Origin of the sequence: Micromonospora sp. NPDC048909, assembly GCF_040649635.1 — a bacterium.
Lineage (GTDB): Bacteria > Actinomycetota > Actinomycetes > Mycobacteriales > Micromonosporaceae > Micromonospora.
Window position 1 is genome coordinate 75,803 of record NZ_JBEZFU010000016.1, and the last position, 18,441, is coordinate 94,243.

Annotated in this window: 14 protein-coding genes; 10 read left to right on the plus strand and 4 right to left on the minus strand. The window is 72.1% G+C overall.

What is annotated here, in order from left to right; genetic code table 11:
* Positions 1 to 15 precede the first annotated feature (15 nt).
* Positions 16 to 420, plus strand: coding sequence for a hotdog domain-containing protein (locus tag AB0C04_RS29685; protein WP_357061008.1), 405 nt, complete (start codon positions 16 to 18; stop codon positions 418 to 420).
* Complete coding sequence (locus tag AB0C04_RS29690) at positions 417 to 1,247, plus strand: MBL fold metallo-hydrolase (RefSeq protein WP_357061011.1); 831 nt, start codon at positions 417 to 419, stop codon at positions 1,245 to 1,247. Before AB0C04_RS29685 ends, AB0C04_RS29690 begins: the two co-directional genes overlap by 4 nt.
* 10 nt (positions 1,248 to 1,257) lie before the next feature.
* Here AB0C04_RS29690 and AB0C04_RS29695 read toward each other — a convergent pair whose 3' ends face one another.
* Positions 1,258 to 1,704 (minus strand): MarR family winged helix-turn-helix transcriptional regulator, encoded by a 447-nt coding sequence (locus tag AB0C04_RS29695; RefSeq protein ID WP_357061013.1) that lies wholly within the window; start codon positions 1,702 to 1,704, stop codon positions 1,258 to 1,260.
* 79 nt (positions 1,705 to 1,783) lie between these two features.
* Between AB0C04_RS29695 and AB0C04_RS29700 the strand changes: the two genes are divergently transcribed.
* Positions 1,784 to 3,031, plus strand: a complete 1,248-nt coding sequence (locus AB0C04_RS29700; RefSeq protein WP_357061016.1) for a multidrug effflux MFS transporter — start codon at positions 1,784 to 1,786, stop codon at positions 3,029 to 3,031.
* Here AB0C04_RS29700 and AB0C04_RS29705 read toward each other — a convergent pair.
* Both AB0C04_RS29705 and AB0C04_RS29710 read right to left on the minus strand, forming a co-directional pair.
* Positions 3,021 to 3,956: a carbohydrate kinase gene (locus tag AB0C04_RS29705; RefSeq protein ID WP_357061019.1), complete on the minus strand. Its 936-nt coding sequence runs from the start codon at positions 3,954 to 3,956 to the stop codon at positions 3,021 to 3,023. The two genes, AB0C04_RS29700 and AB0C04_RS29705, sit on opposite strands and share 11 nt — an antisense overlap.
* 152 nt (positions 3,957 to 4,108) lie before the next feature.
* Complete coding sequence (locus AB0C04_RS29710; RefSeq protein WP_357061021.1) at positions 4,109 to 5,290, minus strand: XdhC/CoxI family protein; 1,182 nt, start codon at positions 5,288 to 5,290, stop codon at positions 4,109 to 4,111.
* A 197-nt stretch (positions 5,291 to 5,487) separates the two neighbouring features.
* Here AB0C04_RS29710 and AB0C04_RS29715 point away from each other — a divergent pair, with 197 nt between their 5' ends.
* The 4 genes from AB0C04_RS29715 to AB0C04_RS29730 all read left to right on the plus strand — a co-directional run bounded on the left by AB0C04_RS29715 (position 5,488) and on the right by AB0C04_RS29730 (position 10,533).
* On the plus strand, positions 5,488 to 5,964 hold the full coding sequence (locus tag AB0C04_RS29715; protein ID WP_357061077.1) for a (2Fe-2S)-binding protein: 477 nt from the start codon (positions 5,488 to 5,490) through the stop codon (positions 5,962 to 5,964).
* Positions 5,951 to 6,946 (plus strand): xanthine dehydrogenase family protein subunit M, encoded by a 996-nt coding sequence (locus AB0C04_RS29720; RefSeq protein ID WP_357061024.1) that lies wholly within the window; start codon positions 5,951 to 5,953, stop codon positions 6,944 to 6,946. The genes AB0C04_RS29715 and AB0C04_RS29720 overlap by 14 nt, the downstream gene beginning before the upstream one ends.
* Complete coding sequence (locus AB0C04_RS29725; RefSeq protein ID WP_357061026.1) at positions 6,943 to 9,180, plus strand: xanthine dehydrogenase family protein molybdopterin-binding subunit; 2,238 nt, start codon at positions 6,943 to 6,945, stop codon at positions 9,178 to 9,180. The genes AB0C04_RS29720 and AB0C04_RS29725 overlap by 4 nt, the downstream gene beginning before the upstream one ends.
* Positions 9,181 to 9,456: 276 nt before the next feature.
* On the plus strand, positions 9,457 to 10,533 hold the full coding sequence (locus AB0C04_RS29730) for a lytic polysaccharide monooxygenase (RefSeq protein ID WP_357061029.1): 1,077 nt from the start codon (positions 9,457 to 9,459) through the stop codon (positions 10,531 to 10,533).
* Positions 10,534 to 10,641: 108 nt separating this feature from the next.
* Here the strand turns inward: AB0C04_RS29730 and asnB are convergent, their stop codons facing one another.
* Complete coding sequence (gene asnB / locus AB0C04_RS29735) at positions 10,642 to 12,603, minus strand: asparagine synthase (glutamine-hydrolyzing) (protein WP_357061032.1); 1,962 nt, start codon at positions 12,601 to 12,603, stop codon at positions 10,642 to 10,644.
* Positions 12,604 to 12,736: 133 nt separating this feature from the next.
* Here asnB and AB0C04_RS29740 point away from each other — a divergent pair, with 133 nt between their 5' ends.
* The 3 genes from AB0C04_RS29740 (at position 12,737) to AB0C04_RS29750 (ending at position 18,389) form a co-directional block, all read left to right on the plus strand.
* Entirely contained in the window at positions 12,737 to 14,218 is a 1,482-nt protein-coding gene (locus tag AB0C04_RS29740) for an aminopeptidase P family protein (RefSeq protein WP_357061035.1), read from the plus strand.
* A 369-nt stretch (positions 14,219 to 14,587) separates the two neighbouring features.
* A complete protein-coding gene (locus AB0C04_RS29745; RefSeq protein WP_357061038.1) occupies positions 14,588 to 16,438 on the plus strand; it encodes a hypothetical protein in 1,851 nt (616 codons plus the stop codon).
* 316 nt (positions 16,439 to 16,754) lie between these two features.
* Complete coding sequence (locus AB0C04_RS29750) at positions 16,755 to 18,389, plus strand: right-handed parallel beta-helix repeat-containing protein (protein WP_357061041.1); 1,635 nt, start codon at positions 16,755 to 16,757, stop codon at positions 18,387 to 18,389.
* The last annotated feature ends 52 nt before the right edge of the window (positions 18,390 to 18,441 follow it).

Below are 18,441 nucleotides of genomic sequence, written 5' to 3' on the forward strand. Positions count from 1 at the left end.
CCTAGGCTGTGGGCCATGCAGGAGCAGCCGGAGCCCGCGCTCGCCCCGGGGCTGACCGCCGTGGTGGAGTTGACCGTCACCGACGCCGACACCGCGCAGGCGCTCGGCTCGGGCGACGTGCCGGTGCTGGGCACGCCCCGCGTCCTGGCACTCGCCGAGGCCGCGACGGTCGCGGCGACCGCCGCCCGGCTGGCGGCCGGCACCACCACCGTCGGGCTGCGGGTCGAGCTGGAGCATCGGGCCGCCACCCCGATCGGGCGCACGGTCCGGGCGCAGGCCCGGCTGGCCGAGGTCGACGGCCGGCGGCTGGCCTTCGAGGTGACCGTCACCGACGGCGATGGCATCGTTGCCGACGGTCGGGTGGAGCGGATGGTGGTCGACCGCCGACGGTTCGTGGAGCGCGCCGCGCGGCACGCATGACCGGCCGGTTCGTCGAGGTCGCCGACCGGGTGCACGTGCTGCGTGAGCCGCTGCTCGCGGTGAACGTCACGCTGGTGGTCGGCGACGGCGCCGCGCTACTGGTGGACACCCTCTCCACCGCCGGGCAGGCCGCCGAGCTGGCCGCCGCCGCCCGCGCGGTCACCGCCGCGCCGTGGACGGTGGTGAACACGCACCACCACTTCGATCACTGCTTCGGCAACGCCACCCTCGCCGCCGACCCGCCCCGTCCGGTCTACGCGCACGAGCGGGTCGCGGCCCTGCTGCGCGAGCACCCCGAGCGGCTGCGCCGGGAGGCGTACGCCGAGGTGCGTGCCGGGTGGCCGGCGCTCGCCCCCGCGCTGGCCGCCACCGAGCTGCTCGCGCCCACCCACCCGGTACGCGGCGAGACGGTGCTCGACGTCGGCGGCCGGCGGGTGCTGTTGCGTCACCCCGGCCCCGGGCACACCGACGGCGACCTGGTGGTGCACGTGCCGGACGCGGACGTGCTGGTCGCCGGTGACCTGGTCGAGCAGGGCGCACCGCCGGCCTTCGAGGACTCCTACCCGCTGCGGTGGCCGGACGCCGTCGCCGACCTGCTCCGGTTCACCACCCCCGGCACGGTGGTGATCCCCGGGCACGGCACCCCGGTGGGCGCGGAGTTCGTCCGGGCCCAGCACCGGCAGCTGGTCGAGCTGGGCGGGCTGATCCGGTCCGCGCACCGTGCCGGCACCCCGGCGGAACAGATCGCCGCCGGCGCACCGTTCGGTCCCCAGGCTGCCCTGGTCGCCGCCCGCCGCGGCTTCGCCGAACTCGACGGCACCCTCTGACGCCGACCGCTCAGGTGGGTCCGCCCAGCAGCACGGCGAGCCGGTCCAGGTGCGGAACGGCTGCGTTCAGCGCGTCCCGGGCGGCCGGGTCGAGCTCGGACAGCGCCTCGGTGAGCAGCTCGGTGCGGTGCCGTTCGTAGTCGGCCATCCGGTTCCGGGCCGCCGGAGTGAGCCGGAGTCGCACCACGCGGCCGTCCGCCGGGTCGCGCTCGCGCTCCAACAGCCCGGCGGTGGCGAGGTCGCCCACCAGCGTGCTGACCGTGTTCGGCGCCGCGCGCAGCCGCCCGGCCGCCTCCTTGACGCTCACGCCCGGATGGGCGCGGATCACCAAGAGCAGTTCCACCTGCGCCAGCGGCAGCGCGGCGCGGTTGGCCCGCTGGTTCGCCGACCGGCGCAGCAACCGGTAGAGCTCGCCCACGGCAGCACCGAGCCGCGCCGCGTCCTGGCCGTTCGACATGACCTCACCCACTTCGGCGGGAAATACCTCTGAATACAGAGCTAAGGTACCCGAGACGATCATTGTGGGGAGATCTCTCGTGGCACAGACGACCCAACCGACCATGCCGTCGGCGCCGGCCGGGCAACCGGCCACCGGCCCGGCGCGGACCGGCCCGGGCCTGCTGGCGCTGCTCGGCCTGCTGACCGCGTTCGGGCCGCTGTCGCTGGACATGTACCTGCCGGCGTTCCCTGAGATGACCCGGGAGCTCGGGGCCGACCAGGCGCAGATCCAGCTCTCGCTCACCACCTGCCTGATCGGGATGGCCCTCGGCCAACTGGTCACCGGCCCGCTGAGCGACCGGTGGGGACGCCGCCGGCCGGTGCTGGCCGGCGGCGCCGCGTACGCAGTGCTGTCGCTGGTCTGCGCCATCGCGCCGAACGCCCCGGCGCTGGCCGCGGCGCGTTTCGCCCAGGGCTTCGCCGGCGGGATGGGTGTGGTGGTCGCCCGAGCCGTGGTCCGCGACCTGCACTCCGGGCGGGCTGCCGCGAAGTACTTCTCCCGGCTCACCCTCGTCTTCGGGGTGGCCCCGGTGGCCGCGCCCGGCGTCGGCAGCCTGGTGCTGCGGTTCGGCTCCTGGCGGGCGGTCTTCGTGGTCCTCGCGGTGATCGGCCTGCTGCTCGCCGCCGCGGTGGCCTGGCGGCTGCCCGAGACCCTCCCGGTCGAGCGGCGCAACAGCGGCGGTCTGGCCGCCACCGCCCGGACGATGCGATCGCTGGCCGGCGACCGGGTCTACCTCGGCTACGCCCTGACCCAGGGCCTGGCCTTCGCCGGCCTCTTCGCCTACATCTCCGGATCGTCCTTCGTCTTCCAGGACGTGTTCGGCGTCTCCGGCGCCCTCTTCAGCCTGATCTTCGGGCTCAACGCGCTGGCCCTGGTCGCCGCCGGGCAGGCCAACGCACGGCTGCTCGACCGGTCGAGCCCACGCAGTCTGCTGATCCGCGCCCTGACGGTCGGCACGGTGGCCGCGGCCGGCCTGCTGGTCGGCGCGGTGGCCGGCAGCCCGTGGGTGGTGGCGGCGTGCCTCTTCCTCTTCGTCGGCTCGCTCGGCATGGTGACACCGAACAGCACCGCGCTGGGGCTGGACCGGCATCCTCGCCACGCCGGCACGGCGGCGGCCCTGATGGGTACGGTCCAGTCGGTGATCGGCGCGCTCGCCGCCCCGCTCGCCGGGCTCGGCGGCGAGGGCAGCGCGGTGCCGATGGCCGCGGTGGTGGCGGGGGCGGTCCTTCTCTCGCTCACCGCCGTCCGCACCCTCGCGGCGAGCGGGCCGACGGTCAGCGGGTGAAGCGCTGCAGGACGTCGGCGCGGGTGGGCATGGCGGTGGCGCCGCCGGGAGACTCGCAGACCAGGCCGGCCACGCGCAGCGCGAACGCCACCCGCTCGATCCAGCCGGCCGGCTCGGTCGGCTCGCCGTCGACCAGCAGGTCGGCGATGAGCGCGGCCATCACCGAGTCGCCGGCCCCGGTGGTGTCCACCGGGTTGACCCGGGGCGCCGGCACCAGGACCGGGTCGGCCCCGGCGGTGGCGAGCACCGCGCCGTCACCGCCGAGCGTGACGACCACCGTCGCGGCGCCGAGTTCGCGCAGGTACGCGGCGACGCCCTCGACCGGCTCGCCGGGATAGAGCAGCTCGGCATCGGCGCCACTCAGCTTGACCAGGTGCGCCCCGGCGGCGAACTCGGCCACCACGTCACGCAACCCGACGAGCGCGGCCGGACCGTCCAGCAGCCGGGGCCGGACGTTCGGGTCGAAGACCCGCAGGCCGGTCGCGAGCGACCAGGCCCGGCGCGCGGCGGCGAGCACGGGCGGTTGAAGCAGCACGATCGAACCGCAGTAGAGCACGTCGGCACCGTCCACCAGGGCGACGTTCAGGTCCTCGGCGGTGAGCAGGCCGTACGCGGGCGGCTCACCGTAGAAGCGGAAGTCGGGTTCCGCCCCGGCGAAGGTGGCCACCGCGAGCGCGGTGGGCGCCGGCACGGTGACCGCGCCGTCCAGCCCCACGCCGGCGGCGGTCAGGAAGGCGCGGATCCGCCCGGCCAGCGCGTCGTCGCCGAACGACCCGACGAACTGCGCCGCGCCGCCGAGCCGGGCCACCCCGACCGCGACGTTGAGCGGCCCACCGCCGATCGCCTGGCGGTAGACCGGCGCGCCACCGCACTCGGTGTCGAGCAGGTCGACCAGTGCCTCGCCGAGCACCACGGTGTATCCCATCCCGGTCCTTTCTTCGTCGGCGGCTGCCGCGCCGCCCGGTCGCGACGGTCACGAACCCGTCGTCGCGCCTAAAGAGATCCTGTCGCATCTGGCCGGCACGGCGCGCGACAGAACGAGCATCCGCCGTCCCGGCCGCGAGCAGTCGTCGGTCGCTACCCGCCCGGCTGGTCCGGCCCCGACGCGACGGGGTGGTGGATGGGCCCGGCCAGCTCGGCCAGCGGCCGGGCGGTGCCGCCCCAGCGACCCGCGACGATCTGCGCCGCCACGCTCACCGCGGTCTCCTCCGGGGTGCGCCCGCCCAGATCCAGCCCGATCGGTGAGGCGAGCCGGGCCAGCTGGGCCAGGCTGGTCCCCGCCTCGCGCAGGCGTTTGCGCCGCTCGTCGTGGGTGCGTCGCGATCCCATCGCCCCGACGTACGCCAGCGGGTGGCGTAGCGCCAGCGCGAGCACCGGCACGTCGAACTTCGGGTCGTGGGTGAGCACGCAGACCACCGTCCGCCCGTCGACCCGGCCGGCGTCCAACTCGGCCTGCAGGTAGCGGTGCGGCCAGTCGACCACCACCTCGTCCGCGTCCGGGAAGCGCCGGGCGGTGGCGAAGACTCCTCGGGCGTCGCAGACGGTCACCCGGTAGCCGAGGAACGTCCCCATCCGGGCCACCGCCGCGGCGAAGTCGATGGCCCCGAAGACGATCATCCGTGGTGCGGTGGCGTACGCGGCGACGAAGAGGCTGACGCCGCTGCCGCGACGCTCTCCGTGGTAGCCGTACCGGAGCACCCCGCTCTGCCCGGCGGCGAGCAGGCCCAGCGCGTCGTCGGCGGCCGCGGCGTCCAGCCGGTCGCTGCCGAGCGACCCGGTCACCCGGCCGTCGGCCAGCACCAGCCGCCGGCCGAGCCGTCTGGCCGGGTCGGCGGGTGCCGCCGCGCCGGGCGGGTCTCCGGCGTCCGCCTCGACGCAGGTGACCACGGCCGTCGGGCGGCCGGCACGGCGGGTGGCGGCGACCGCGTCGAGCTGTGGGAAGCCGGCGGCCTCGATCCGCTCCACGAAGACGTCCAGCACTCCACCGCAGGTCAGGCCGACCGCGTACGCGTCATCGTCGGTGACGCCGTAGCGGGTCAGCTCGGGGACGCCGGTGTCGAGCACCGCCCGCGCCCGCTCGTAGAGGTCGGCCTCGACGCAGCCGCCGGAGACGCTGCCGGTGACCGTGCCGTCGGCGGCCACCAGCATCGCGGCGCCGGGTGGCTGCGGCGCCGACCGCCAGGTCGCCACCACCGTGGCCATTGCGACCGGCTCGCCGGCCCGCCAGTGGCGGTGCAGCTCGTCGAAGACGTCCCGCACGCGTCCCGCCCCCCGTTCCGGCGCGTCGTCCGGCCGGGCGTTCCCGGCCGAGGCAAGTCCGACCATATGCCGTAAGGCGCGACGATTCGGAATATATGGTCGGGCCGAACACGAGGGGGTGCGAGGTGGCGAAGTCGTTCCAGGCGACGCGGACCGCGCCGGCCCCGGACAGCGCGGTGGTCCGGGGGCCGGGCGAGGTGGAGGTCCGGCTACGGGTCAACGGGGCGGCCCGCAGGATGCTCGTCGAGCCCCGGGTCAGCCTCCTGGACGCCCTGCGGGACCGACTCGATCTGACCGGCACCAAGAAGGGGTGCAACCAGGGGGCCTGCGGAGCCTGCACGGTCTGGGTGGACCGACGCCGGGTGCTGGCCTGCCTCACGCTCGCGATCAGCTGCGAGAACCGCGAGGTGACCACGATCGAGGGACTGTCCGACGGGGACACGCTGCACCCGATGCAGCAGGCGTTCCTGGACGCGGACGCCTTCCAGTGCGGCTACTGCACCCCGGGGCAGATCATGTCGGCGGTGGCGCTGCTGGACGAGGGGCACGCCGGCGACGACGCGGAGATCCGGGAGTGGATGAGCGGCAACATCTGCCGCTGCGCCGCGTACCCGCACATCCGCACCGCGATCCGGCGGGTCCGCGACGAGGAGCGCAGCCGTGCGGCCGATTAGCTACTCGCGGGTCTCCGACGTCGGCACCGCGATCGGCACGGTCGCCGCCGACCCGGAGAGCGCCTTCCTGGCCGGCGGCACGACCCAGGTCGACCTGCTGCGGATCTACGTCGAGCAGCCCCGCCGCCTGGTCGACATCAACGACCTGCCGTTGAACCAGATCGAGGAACTACCGGACGGCGGGCTGCGGCTCGGCGGACTGGCCCGGATGAGCGACGTGGCCGAGCAGCCGGCGGTGGCCCGGCGCTACCCGGTGGTGGCCGAGGCGCTGGTGCTCGGCGCCTCCCCGCAACTGCGGCACATGGGCACCCTCGGCGGCAACCTCCTGCAACGGGTGCGCTGCAGCTACTTCCGGGACACCGAGGCGCCCTGCAACAAACGCGCCCCCGGTACGGGGTGCAGCGCCCTGGACGGGGTCAACCGGGGACACGCCGTGCTGGGCACCAGCGACTGCTGCATCGCCACCCATCCGTCCGACCTGGCGGTGGCGCTGGTGGCGTTGGACGCGGTGGTACGCACCGAGGGGCCGGGCGGGTCACGCGGCATCCCGATCGACGACTTCTACCTGCTCCCGGGGCAGACCCCGGAACGGGAGCACCCGCTGAGCCACGGCGAGCTGATCACCGGCATCGACCTGCCGGCGCTCCCGGTGGCGGCCACCTCCCGCTACATCAAGATCCGTGATCGTGAGTCGTACGAGTTCGCGCTCGCCTCCGTCGCGGTGGCCATGTCGGTGGCCGGCGGTCGCATCGCGGAGATCCGGCTGGCCCTGGGCGGGGTGGCCACCAAGCCGTGGCGCGCCCGCGCGGCCGAGCAGGTGCTCGACGGCGCCCCGGCGACCGTCGAATCGTTCACCCGCGCCGCCGAGGCCGAGCTGGCCGGGGCGGTGCCGCACGGCATGAACGCGTTCAAGATCGAACTTGCCCGGCGGACCATGGTCCGCGCCCTGACGGCGATGGCGCAACGGGAGGAAACGGCATGAGCCCGGCGATCGGCGCCACCCTGAACCGGGTGGACGGCCGCTTCAAGGTACGCGGCGAGTCGCGCTACTCCGCCGAGGTGCCGGTGCCCAACCTGACCCACGCGGTGCTGGTCAACGCGAAGATCGCCAGTGGTCGGATCACCACGATCGACACCAGCGAGGCGGAGCGGGCCGAGGGGGTGCTGGCCGTGCTCACCCACCGCACCCTGGACCGGGTCGCCACCGTGCCCCGGCTGCTGCCGTCGCTGGCCGGGTTGGCCGCACCCGGGCAGACCTTCTTCCCGATGCAGGACGAGACGATCCACTACGCCGGCCAGCCGATCGCCGTCGTGGTCGCCGACACCATCGAGCGCGCCGACCACGCCGGCACCCTGGTCCGCGTCGAGTACGAGACCAGCACCCCGACCACCCTGCTCGACCAGGGCCGTGACCGCGCGTACGTGCCGGAGCGGATCTTCGGTGGCCTGCTGCCGGGGCAGGCGTCGCGCGGCGACGTGACCAAGGCGCTGGCCGACGCGGAGATCCGCGTGGAGGCGAGCTACCGGTTCGCGCCCAACCACCACAACCCGATCGAGCCCTCGGCCAGCACCGCGGTCTGGGAGGACGCCGACCGACTGACCGTCTACGACTCGACCCAGGGCCCGAACTCGGTCCAGTTCACCCTCGCCGAACTGCTCGGCCTGCCGCCGATCTCGATCCGCGTGGTCAGCCACGCGGTCGGTGGCAGCTTCGGTTCCAAGGCGATGGTCTGGCACCACCCGGCGCTGGCCGCGCTGGCCGCCCGGCAGGTCGGCCGCCCGGTGCGGCTGGCGCTGACGCGGGAGCAGATGTTCACCTCGTGCGGGCATCGGGAGGAACAGGAGCAGCGGATCACCATCGGCGCCCGCGCCGACGGGCGGATCACCGCCCTGCGCCACCACAAGTTCGCCCTCACCTCGCCCTTCGACGACTGGGCGGAGCCGTCGCTGCAGAGTCCGGCGGTGGCGTACACGAGCCCGAACTACGAGGGGATCTACCACCTGGTCCGCGGCAACACCATCACCCCGACCTTCATGCGCGCGCCCGGCGAGGCGACCGGGATGTTCGCGCTGGAGTGCGCGATGGACGAGCTGGCCGAGCGGATCGGCATCGACCCGCTGGAACTGCGGATGCGCAACTACTCCGACACCGACCCGGAGAGCGGCCAGCCGTGGTCCAGCAGCGGGCTCAAGGAGTGCTACCAGCGCGCGGCCGACCTGTTCGGCTGGCGGGACCGCGACCCCCGGATCGGCTCCCGCCGCGAGGGACAGTGGCTGATCGGCACGGGCATGGCCAGTGCGCTCTACCCGGTGACGCAGCCGGTCAACCCGCAGCGCGCCCGCGCCCGGCTCTACAACGACGGCACCGCCGTCGTCGAGGCCGGCGTCTCGGAGTTCGGCACCGGCGTGTTCACCGCGATGACCCAGGTCGCCGCCGACGCGCTCGGCCTGCCGGTGCAGCGGGTGCGGTTCGTCGGGGGCAGCAGCGACCTGCCCAACATCACCGCCGCGGTCGGCTCCGCCGGCACCAGCGCCGTCGGGTCCGCCGTACACGTGGCGGCATGCCAACTGCGGGACGAGCTGATCCGCCGCGCGGTGGGCGACGACCACTCGCCGCTGCGCGGCGCCGACCCGGCCCGGGTGGAGGTCCGCGACGGCAAGATGGTGCTCTGCGACCGCCGCGACGTCGGCGAGACGTACGCCGACCTGATGCACCGGACCATGACCCCGGACGTGGAGGTGCTCGGCACCTGGAACCCGCCGCCGCAGGACGCCGGTTACGGCGTGCACACCTTCGGCGCGCAGATGGCCGAGGTGGCGGTGGACGCCGACCTCGGCGTGGTCCGGGTGCGCCGGATGGTCGGCGTCTTCGCCCCCGGCCGGGTGCTCAACCGCAAGATGGCGCACAGCCAGCTGATGGGCGGGATGCTCTGGGGGCTGGGTCAGGCGCTGCTGGAGGCCACCCGGATGGACCCGCGGATGGGGCGCTGGGCCAACGCCAGCCTCGCCGACTACCTGGTGCCGGTCAACGCGGACGCCCCGGACGTGGTGGTGGACACCATCGAGATGCACGACGAGGTGGTGAACCCGATCGGGATCAAGGGCGTCGGCGAGATCGGCGTGGTCGGCGCGGCCGCCGCGATCGCCAACGCCGTGCACCACGCCACCGGCCGCCGCCAGTACGAGCTGCCGATCACCCTGGAGAAGCTGCTCTGAGGGTGGACTGACACATCGAGGAAGGGCTATTGCGTCACCGCTACGGCGCGTGGTGGGATGGCGCATGCCGGGCGGTGCGGTGGGCTGCCGCTGCCGCCGGCTGCCGGGTTCCACAGCACGCGAGGGCGCCGGTCCGCGAGGCGGACCGTGGGTGGCGCTCGCCCGTCCGGGCGGTGCGCCGCAACCGTCGCATCCGCTCGTCGAAGCGGGGCGGTCGGGCCATCCCGCATCGCGGGAGGCGGTCCGCAGGGCGCGCCCCGCGAGTCAGGAGAACCCGTGAACCGTTCCCGTACGGCCGCGTTGCTCACCGCGGCCGCGACCCTCGTGGTGGGGGCCGTCGCTCTGGTCAGTGGGCCGCAGCCGGCCGCCGCGCACGGCGCCGCGATGACCCCGGGCAGCCGGACCTTCCTGTGCTGGAAGGACGGCCTCAGCCCGACCGGTGAGATCCGGCCGAACAACCCCGCCTGCTCCGCCGCCGTGGCGCAGAGCGGCGCCAACTCGCTCTACAACTGGTTCAGTGTGCTGCGCTCGGACGCCGGCGGCCGGACCGTCGGCTTCATCCCCGACGGGCAGCTGTGCAGCGGCGGCAACCCCGGCTACACCGGCTACAACCTGGCCCGCACGGACTGGCCGCTGACCCACCTGACCGCGGGTGCGCGGATGGAGTTCCGGTACAGCAACTGGGCCCACCACCCCGGCACGTTCTACTTCTACGTCACCAAGGACAGCTGGAGCCCGACCCGCGCGCTGGCCTGGAGCGACCTGGAGGAGCAGCCGTTCCTGACGGTGACCAACCCACCGCAGCGGGGCGCGGTCGGCACCAACGACGGGCACTACTACTTCAGCGGCAACCTGCCGACCGGCAAGAGCGGCCGGCACATCATCTACTCGCGCTGGGTGCGTTCGGACAGCCAGGAGAACTTCTTCGGCTGCTCGGACGTCACCTTCGACGGCGGCAACGGTGAGGTGACCGGGGTCGGAGCGGGAGGCACCCTGCCGCCCGACCCGACCACTCCCCCGCCCGACCCGACCACCCCGCCGCCGCACGGCGGGGACTGCATGGCGGTCTACCGGGTGGTCAGCGCCTGGCAGGGCGGCTTCCAGGGCGAAGTCACAATCATGAACCACGGCAGCACGCCGTTCGCCGGCTGGACGGCGAGCTGGACCTGGCCGGGCGGGCAATCGATCAACCAGATCTGGAGCGCCACCCAGAGCACGTCCGGCACGTCGGTGACAGCCGGCAACGTCTCCTGGAACGGCACCGTCCCACCGGAGGGCACCACCACGTTCGGCTTCCTGGCCACCACCACCGGCACCAACCCCCTACCAACAGTCACCTGCACCCGCACGTGACCGCAGGCCTCCACCTGACCGCAGGCACAAAATGATCAAGAGGTTTGCGTCATCCGGAGGCGTTCCGGTGACGCAAACCTCTTGATCAACAAGGGGCGGGGCGGGTGGTCAGCGGACCATGGAGCCGACCACGGGCTTGGTGAGCAGGGCGGACTGGTTGCGCTGGATGCCCGGATCGAGGGTCTTCGCCACGAAGATGGCGTGCCAGATGCAGAAGATCAGCACGGTCCACACCTTGCGGGAGTGGTCGGCCTCCTCCCGCTTGTGCTCGTCGAGCAGCCGCAGCGCGTACGACAGGTCGAGCAGGTCACCGGCGCCGGAGGTGGCGATCACGTGCCGCGCCCACTCGTACATCTCGCCGCGCAGCCACACCCGGGTCGGGGTGGGGAAGCCCAGCTTCTTGCGGTTGACGATCGCCGGTGGGACCACACCCTGCAACGCCTGACGCATCGCGTACTTGGTGGCGTCGGAGCGGGGCGGCAGCTTCAGGTCCACCGGGATCTTCGCCGCCACGTCGAAGACCTCGCGGTCCAGGAAGGGCACCCGCACCTCGAGCGAGTGGGCCATCGAGATCCGGTCGGCCTTGACCAGGATGTCGCCCCGCAGCCAGGTGTAGAGGTCGACGTACTGCATCTTGGTGACGTCGTCCAGCTCCGTCGCCTCGGCGTAGATCGGCGCGGTGACGTCGGTGTAGCGCACCGACGGGTCGTAGCGGCGCAGCAGGTGCTGCTTCTCCTCCTCGGTGAACATCCGGGCGTTGCCGTAGTAGCGCTCCTCGATCGGCGTGGTGCCGCGCTCCAGGAAGCTCTTGCCCTTCACGCCCTGCGGGATCGCCTTGGAGACCGCGCGCAACCCCTTCTGCACGCCGCCGGGCAGGCCGTTGACGCCGCTGAGCGAGAGCGGCTCACGGTAGATGGTGTAGCCGCCGAAGAACTCGTCCGCGCCCTCACCGGAGAGCACCACGGTGACGTGCTCGGCCGCCTTCTTGGCCACGAAGTAGAGCGGCACCAGCGCCGGGTCGGCCACCGGGTCGTCCAGGTGCCAGACGATCTTCGGCAGCGCCTCCATCATGTCCTGCGGCCCGATCTTGGTCGGGATGGTGGTCACGTCGAGGTGCCGGGCCGAGTCCTGGGCGACGTCGATCTCGGAGTAGCCGGGCACGTCGTAGCCGACGGTGAAGGTGAGGATGTTCGGGTTGAAGTCCCGGGCCAGCGCCACCACCGCGGTCGAGTCGATGCCGCTGGAGAGGAACGAGCCGACCGGCACGTCCGAACGCATGTGCATCCGGACGCTCTCCCGCAGCGTCTCCCGGATCTCGTGGAAGAGCTTCTGCTCGTCGTCGACCGGGGCGGGCCGGAACACCGGCCGGTACCAGCGGCGCACCTCGATCCGGCCGCCCGGGGTCCAGGTGAGGTACTCCCCGGAGCCGATCCGGTTGATCCCCTTGTGCAGGGTCCCGGGCTCCGGGACGTACTGCAGGGTGAGGTAGTGGCTGAGGCTGGCGGTGTCGATGCCGGCGTCGCCCTGGTAGTTGGCGTGCGCGAAGGGCAGCAGCGCCTTCTTCTCCGAGGCGAGGTAGAGCCCGTCGGCGGTCTCCAGGTAGTGCAGCGGCTTGATGCCGAAGTAGTCGCGGGCGCCGAACGCCCGCCGCTCCTGACGGTCCCAGATCACGAAGGCGAACATGCCCCGCAGCCGGGTGAGCACCTGCTCGCCCCAGTAGTGGTAGCCGGCGACGATCACCTCGCCGTCACCGGCGGTGGCGAACCGCGCCCCGAAGGTCCGGACCAGCTCGTCGCGGAGCTCGATGTAGTTGTAGATCTCACCGTTGAAGGTCAACAGGTAGCGGCCGTCGGCGTAGGGCAGCGGCTCGTGGCTGGACGCCACGTCGATGATCGCCAACCGCTTGTGGGCGAACACCCCGTCGGCGTAGCGGCCGGAGGCGTCGCCGACCACCTCGACGCCGGTCTCGTCCGGGCCGCGGTGGTGCAGGCACTCCAGCGCGCCGGCGATGTGGTCGCGGTGCGCGCCGGCGTCACCGCGCGCGCTGAAGAAGGCCAGGAGTCCGCACATGGTGGTCATCTTTCCACGGGTGCCGAACGCCCGTCGCGGCCGTCCGGCGATCCGGCGGGGGCCGCCCGCCGGGTCCACCGACCTCCGCCCGGGAGGTACGGTCGGGACCAGCAATGACGCGGAGGGAGCGAGCATGACCGAGGAACGCACCGACGGCACGCCGGCCGACGGCACCGAATCGCACGACCCGGACTTCCCGGAGGCGTTCCTGTCCTTCATGCGGCAGGGCTGGCGGGACTCCGAGCTGCCGGTCTCCCCGCGCCCGGAGGCACCCAACTACGCCAAGCGCCGGGCCGCGCTCTCGGCGGCCTTCCCCGGCGAGACGCTGGTGATCCCCACCGGCAAGGAGAAGGTACGGGCCAACGACACCGACCACCCGTTCCGGCCGGGCAGCGACTTCGCCTACCTGACCGGTGACCACGACCCGGACAGCGTGCTCGTGCTGCGCCCGACCGGCTCGGGGCACGACGCGACGCTGTACATGCGGCCCCGCTCGTCGAAGCTGACCGACGAGTTCTTCCGCAGCCGGCACGGCGAGCTCTGGGTCGGCCGGCGGCACACGCTGGCCGAGAAGTCGACCGAGCTGGGCCTGCCGACCGGGGACCTCGCCGAGCTGGACGCGGCGTTGGCCGACCTGGCGCCGGGGCGTACCCGGGTGCTGCGCGGTTTCGACCCCGGGGTGGACGCGGCCGTGCGCGCGTACGACGGCGCCCGCGCGGAGGGCCAGCCGGCCCGGGACCGGGAGCTGGCGATCGCCATCTCGGAGCTGAAGCTGGTCAAGGACGAGTGGGAGATCGCCCAGCTCCAGGACGCCATCGACGCCACCGTGCGGGGCTTCGAGGACGTGGCCCGGGCGTTGCCGGCGGATCGCAGCGTCTCCGAGCGGCTGCTGGAGGGGATCTTCGCGCTGCGCGCGCGGCACGACGGCAACGACGTCGGCTACAACTCGATCGTCGGTGCCGGCGAGCACGCCACGATCCTGCACTGGGTGCACAACCACGGCGCGACCCGCCCGGGTGAGCTGCTGCTGATGGACATGGGTGTGGAGAACCGCAACCTCTACACCGCCGACGTGACCCGGGTACTGCCGGTCAACGGTCGGTTCACCGCGCTGCAGCGCCAGGTCTACGACGTCGTGTACGCCTCCCAGCAGGCCGGCATCGACGCCATCAAGCCCGGGGTGAAGTTCCGCGACGTGCACCTGACCTGCATGCGGGTGCTGGCCGAGGGCCTGGCCGACCTGGGCCTGTTGCCGGTGAGCGTGGACGAGGCGATGGACGAGAAGTCGACCGTCTACCGGCGCTGGACGCTGCACGGCTTCGGGCACATGCTCGGCATTGACGTGCACGACTGCGCCAACGCGCGCAAGGAGGTCTACCGCGACGGCAGCCTGGGCGAGGGCTACGTGCTCACCGTCGAGCCCGGGCTCTACTTCCAGCCGGAGGACGAGCTGGTCCCCGAGGAGTTGCGCGGCATCGGCGTCCGGATCGAGGACGACGTGCTGGTGACCGCGACCGGCGCGGTGAACCTCTCGGCCGGGCTGCCGCGCGCGGCCGACGAGGTGGAGACCTGGCTGGCCGAGCAGCGTGAGGCGGGCCCCCGCCTGCCGGGCTGACCTGCCCCATCCCCTGTGCCGAGCCCCGTCATCGGCCTGCGACGTCTGCGACGTCGCGGTTGCCGGAGGCGGGGCTCGCCGCGTTTGCGCTGCTCGCCCGCTTTCTGCCCGGCGTGTCGGGTTGCCCGTTCACTGCCTTATGTGAGGTGAATGCGGGGTTTTCTCGGATACATCCTCGTCGCGAGGATCCTTCTCATACGGTGGATATCAGAGGCTGCAACCTATTTGTAGCTGGTCGCGCCGTCTTCGGCTGGCGCGGCCCCGTCTGGTAGCAGGAAAGGGCGGAAGGCTCTGATGTTCAATGACGTAACGAATCCCGACGGTGGAGCCACTGCGGCCCCACCGAGATCAGGGCGGCGGAAACTCTGGGTGGCCGCTGGGGTCGCCGGGCTGACCGGCGTGGTCGCCCTGGCGGCCCTGGGTGGCCTGGCCGCCCGCGATGACAAGTCCCCGGGCCCGGACCGGCTCTCGGACGCGCAGGCGTCCACCCCGAAGCAGAACGTCAGCGACGCCGGCAAGGCGGACGAGGGCGGCAAGGACGAGGGCAAGGGCAACGACGAGGGCAAGGACGAGGACGAGGGCAAGGGCAAGGACGAGTGGTCCGGCGGCGACTGGAGCGGCCAGGACGACGCCCGAGGCGAGAAGGGCAAGGACTCGGACCACAAGGACCGGGCAAAGGAGGTGCCCTGCGACACCGACAAGCTGATCCAGGCGATCACCTTCGCCAACCAGAACCACGGCGCGACGCTGGAACTGGCCAAGGGCTGCACGTACAACCTGACCCGGTACGACCAGTACGGCAACGGCCTGCCGGTGATCACCCAGGAGATCACCCTGAAGGGCCACGACACCAAGATCGTCCGGGACGCGACCGCGAGCTACTTCCGGATTCTCAACGTCGGTACGGGCGGGCACCTGACCCTGAAGGGCCTGACCATCAAGGGCGGCCAGACCCTCAGCCGGGGCGCGCCGACCCAGCCGGCCACCGTCTGGTCCCACTACTCGAACTCGGTCCAGGCGACGGCCGCGGCCAAGGCGGGCACGTTCGCCACGGTCGAGGCCGACACCCTGAAGGCGACGGCCGCCAAGGCGACCGCCACCGCCAAGCCGGCGACCGAGACGCCCGCCACCGCCAAGCCGGCGACCGAGGCGCCCGCCACCGCCAAGCCGGCGACCGAGGCGACCGCCACCGCCAAGCCGGCGACCGAAACGCCCGCCACCGCCAAGCCGGCGACCGAGGCGCCCGCCACCGCCAAGCCGGTGACCGAGGCGCCCGCCGTCGCCAAGCCGGGTGCGGCGGTCGCCCCGGCCGCTCCGGCCACCGCCGACGTCGGCACCCTGGTCGAGGAGCCGGAGTTCAACGACGGCGCCGGGATCCTGGTGCAGCCGGGCGGCCGGGCCGACATCGAGTACACCGAGATCGTGCAGAACCAGTCCGGCGGCAAGGGTGGCGGCCTGGCCAACTTCGGCAACACCCGGCTGAGCAAGAGCACCGTCACGAAGAACACCGCCTTCCTCTACGGCGGCGGCATCTTCAACGCCGGGGTGCTCCAGGTGGACGAGTCGAAGATCAAGGACAACGAGGCCGGGATCGGCGGCGGTGGTATCGCCAACGGCGCCCCGGGCATCCTCTTCGACGACGTCGACGGGGGCTCGCTCTGGCTCTACAAGAGCGAGGTCACCGGCAACAAGACGATCGGTTTCGGCGGCGGCATCCTCGACGTCGAGGGTGAGACCAAGCTGGAGCACTCGAAGGTCACCGGCAACACCGCGGTGCTCGCCGGCGGCGGTCTCGCGGTGGCGGACAGCCAGCTCACGCTCAAGCACACCACGGTCGCCAAGAACAGCACGGTGGGCGTCGGCGGCGGCCTGGCGGTCGCGTTCGACAGCGTGGCCACGATCGAGGACAGCAGCATCAAGGAGAACGTCGCCGGCTTCTTCGGTGGCGGGCTGTTCAACGAGGACAGCACCACCACGCTGCGCAACAGCGAGGTGGTCGGTAACCGGGCCGTCGGGCCGCTCGGCATCGGCGGCGGCATCTTCAACATCTTCGACGGCACGGTCACGTTGACCAAGACCAAGGTGGCGGACAACTTCGCCACCCTGCCGCCCGGCGGGATCTTCAACTCGCCGAGCAGCGAGGTCGAGCTGGACGACAAGTCAGCGGTCAAGGGCAACCGACCGACCAACTGCTTCAACGTTCCCCGCTGCTTCGCCTGAGAGGTGAGTGGCTGATCCACATAACGGAAGGCCCCTCCGCGCCGTATCGGACGGCACGGAGGGGCTCTTCCGTTTGCACCGGATCTGGGCTCCCGCCTGCCCGCCCGGGTTGCTCCGCCGGGTCCGCGCCTCGCCGGGCCGCCCGTCCCCGCTCGACCGGAACGTGTACCTAATGCGGGGTTCTCTCAGATTTGACCGCGAGACGAAGAACATTCTCATACGTTGGGTTTCGGGAGCTACAACCGATTTGTAGCAGGGGACGGCCGTCTGAGGCGGCGCGACCCTGTCTGGTACGAGGAGAGGGCAGAGAGCTCCGATGTCCAACTACCTAACCAACAATGAAGCCGCGGAGCCGGCTGCGGGGGCGAAGCGCCGCCGCAAGCTGTGGCTCGTCAGCGGCGTGGCCGGGTTGACCGGCGTGGTCAGCCTTGCCGCGGTCGGTGTCGCCACCGGCGCGGGCGCGGTCGGCGCCGACGGCCTGAAGTGGGCCACCGCCCAGGTCAGCCGGGACGGCGACCAGGGCGCGGACCGTGGCGACGAGGGCCGCGACCGGCACGACCACGACAAGGACCGGGACAAGAACAAGGACAAGGACAAGAAGGACCACGACGACCGGGCGAAGGAGGTGCCCTGCGACACCGACAAGCTGATCCAGGCGATCGTCTTCGCCAACGACAACCACGGCGCGACGCTGAAGCTTGCGGAGAAGTGCACCTACAACCTGACCCGGACCGACGAGTACGGCAACGGCCTGCCGGTGATCACGGAGGACATCACCCTCAAGGGTGACGACACCAAGATCGTCCGGGACGCCACCGCCGACTACTTCCGGATCCTCAACGTCGGCCCCGGCGGACACTTGACGCTCAAGGGCCTGACCATCAAGGGCGGCCAGACCCTCAACCGGTTGATGGCGCCGGAGCCGGCAGCGGTCTGGTCGGCGTACTCGACCTCGGTCGAGACGACGGCGGCGGCGACCAAGGCCGGCAAGGCCGTGGCTGTCACGCCGCGGACCGAGCTGAAGGCCGTGCCGAAGGCGACGCCGAAGGGCGGCGTCTCGACGCTGGTCGAGGAGCCGGGCTTCAACGACGGCGCCGGCATCCTGGTGCAGCCGGGTGGCACCGCCGACCTCGAGCACACCGAGGTCGTGCAGAACCAGTCCGGCGGCAACGGCGGCGGCGTGGCCAACTTCGGCACCACCAAGATCACCAAGAGCACCGTGACCGAGAACACCGCCTTCTTCTTCGGCGGCGGCATCTTCAACGCCGGTGTGCTCAAGGTGTACGAGGCCAAGGTGAAGGACAACGAGGCCGGCATCGGCGGCGGTGGTATCGCCAACGGCGCCGCGGAGATCTTCACCGACGACATCGACGGCGGCACGGTCTGGGTCGAGAAGACCGAGATCACCGGCAACAAGACGATCGGCTTCGGCGGCGGCATCCTCGACATCGAGGGCAACACCACCGTCAAGCACTCGACGATCAGCCACAACACCGCGCTGGTCGCCGGTGGCGGCATCGCCGCGGCCGAGAGCTCGCTGAACCTCTACGGCGTCAAGGTCGAGAGCAACAGCACCATCGGCGTCGGCGGTGGCCTCGCGATCGCCTTCGGCAGCCGGGCGACGATCGAGGACAGCTCGATCAAGGACAACGTGACCGCCTTCTTCGGCGCCGGCCTGTTCAACGAGCGCAGCATCACGGTGCTGCGCAAGAGCGAGGTCGTCGGCAACCGGGCGGTCGGCCCGATCGGCATCGGCGGCGGCATCTTCAACGTCGCGGGCCAGGTCAACCTGGACAAGACGAAGGTGGCACACAACTTCTCCACGCTGCCGCCGGGCGGCATCTTCACCACCAACTCCGGCGTGATCATCGACGACAAGTCGGCGGTCACCGCCAACCGGCCGACCAACTGCCTCGGCAGCCCGGCCACGCCGCCCAACTGCTTCGGCTGAACACCCTCGGGTGACGTACGGCCGCCACCGGCGGCACGACGGGTCGAGACAG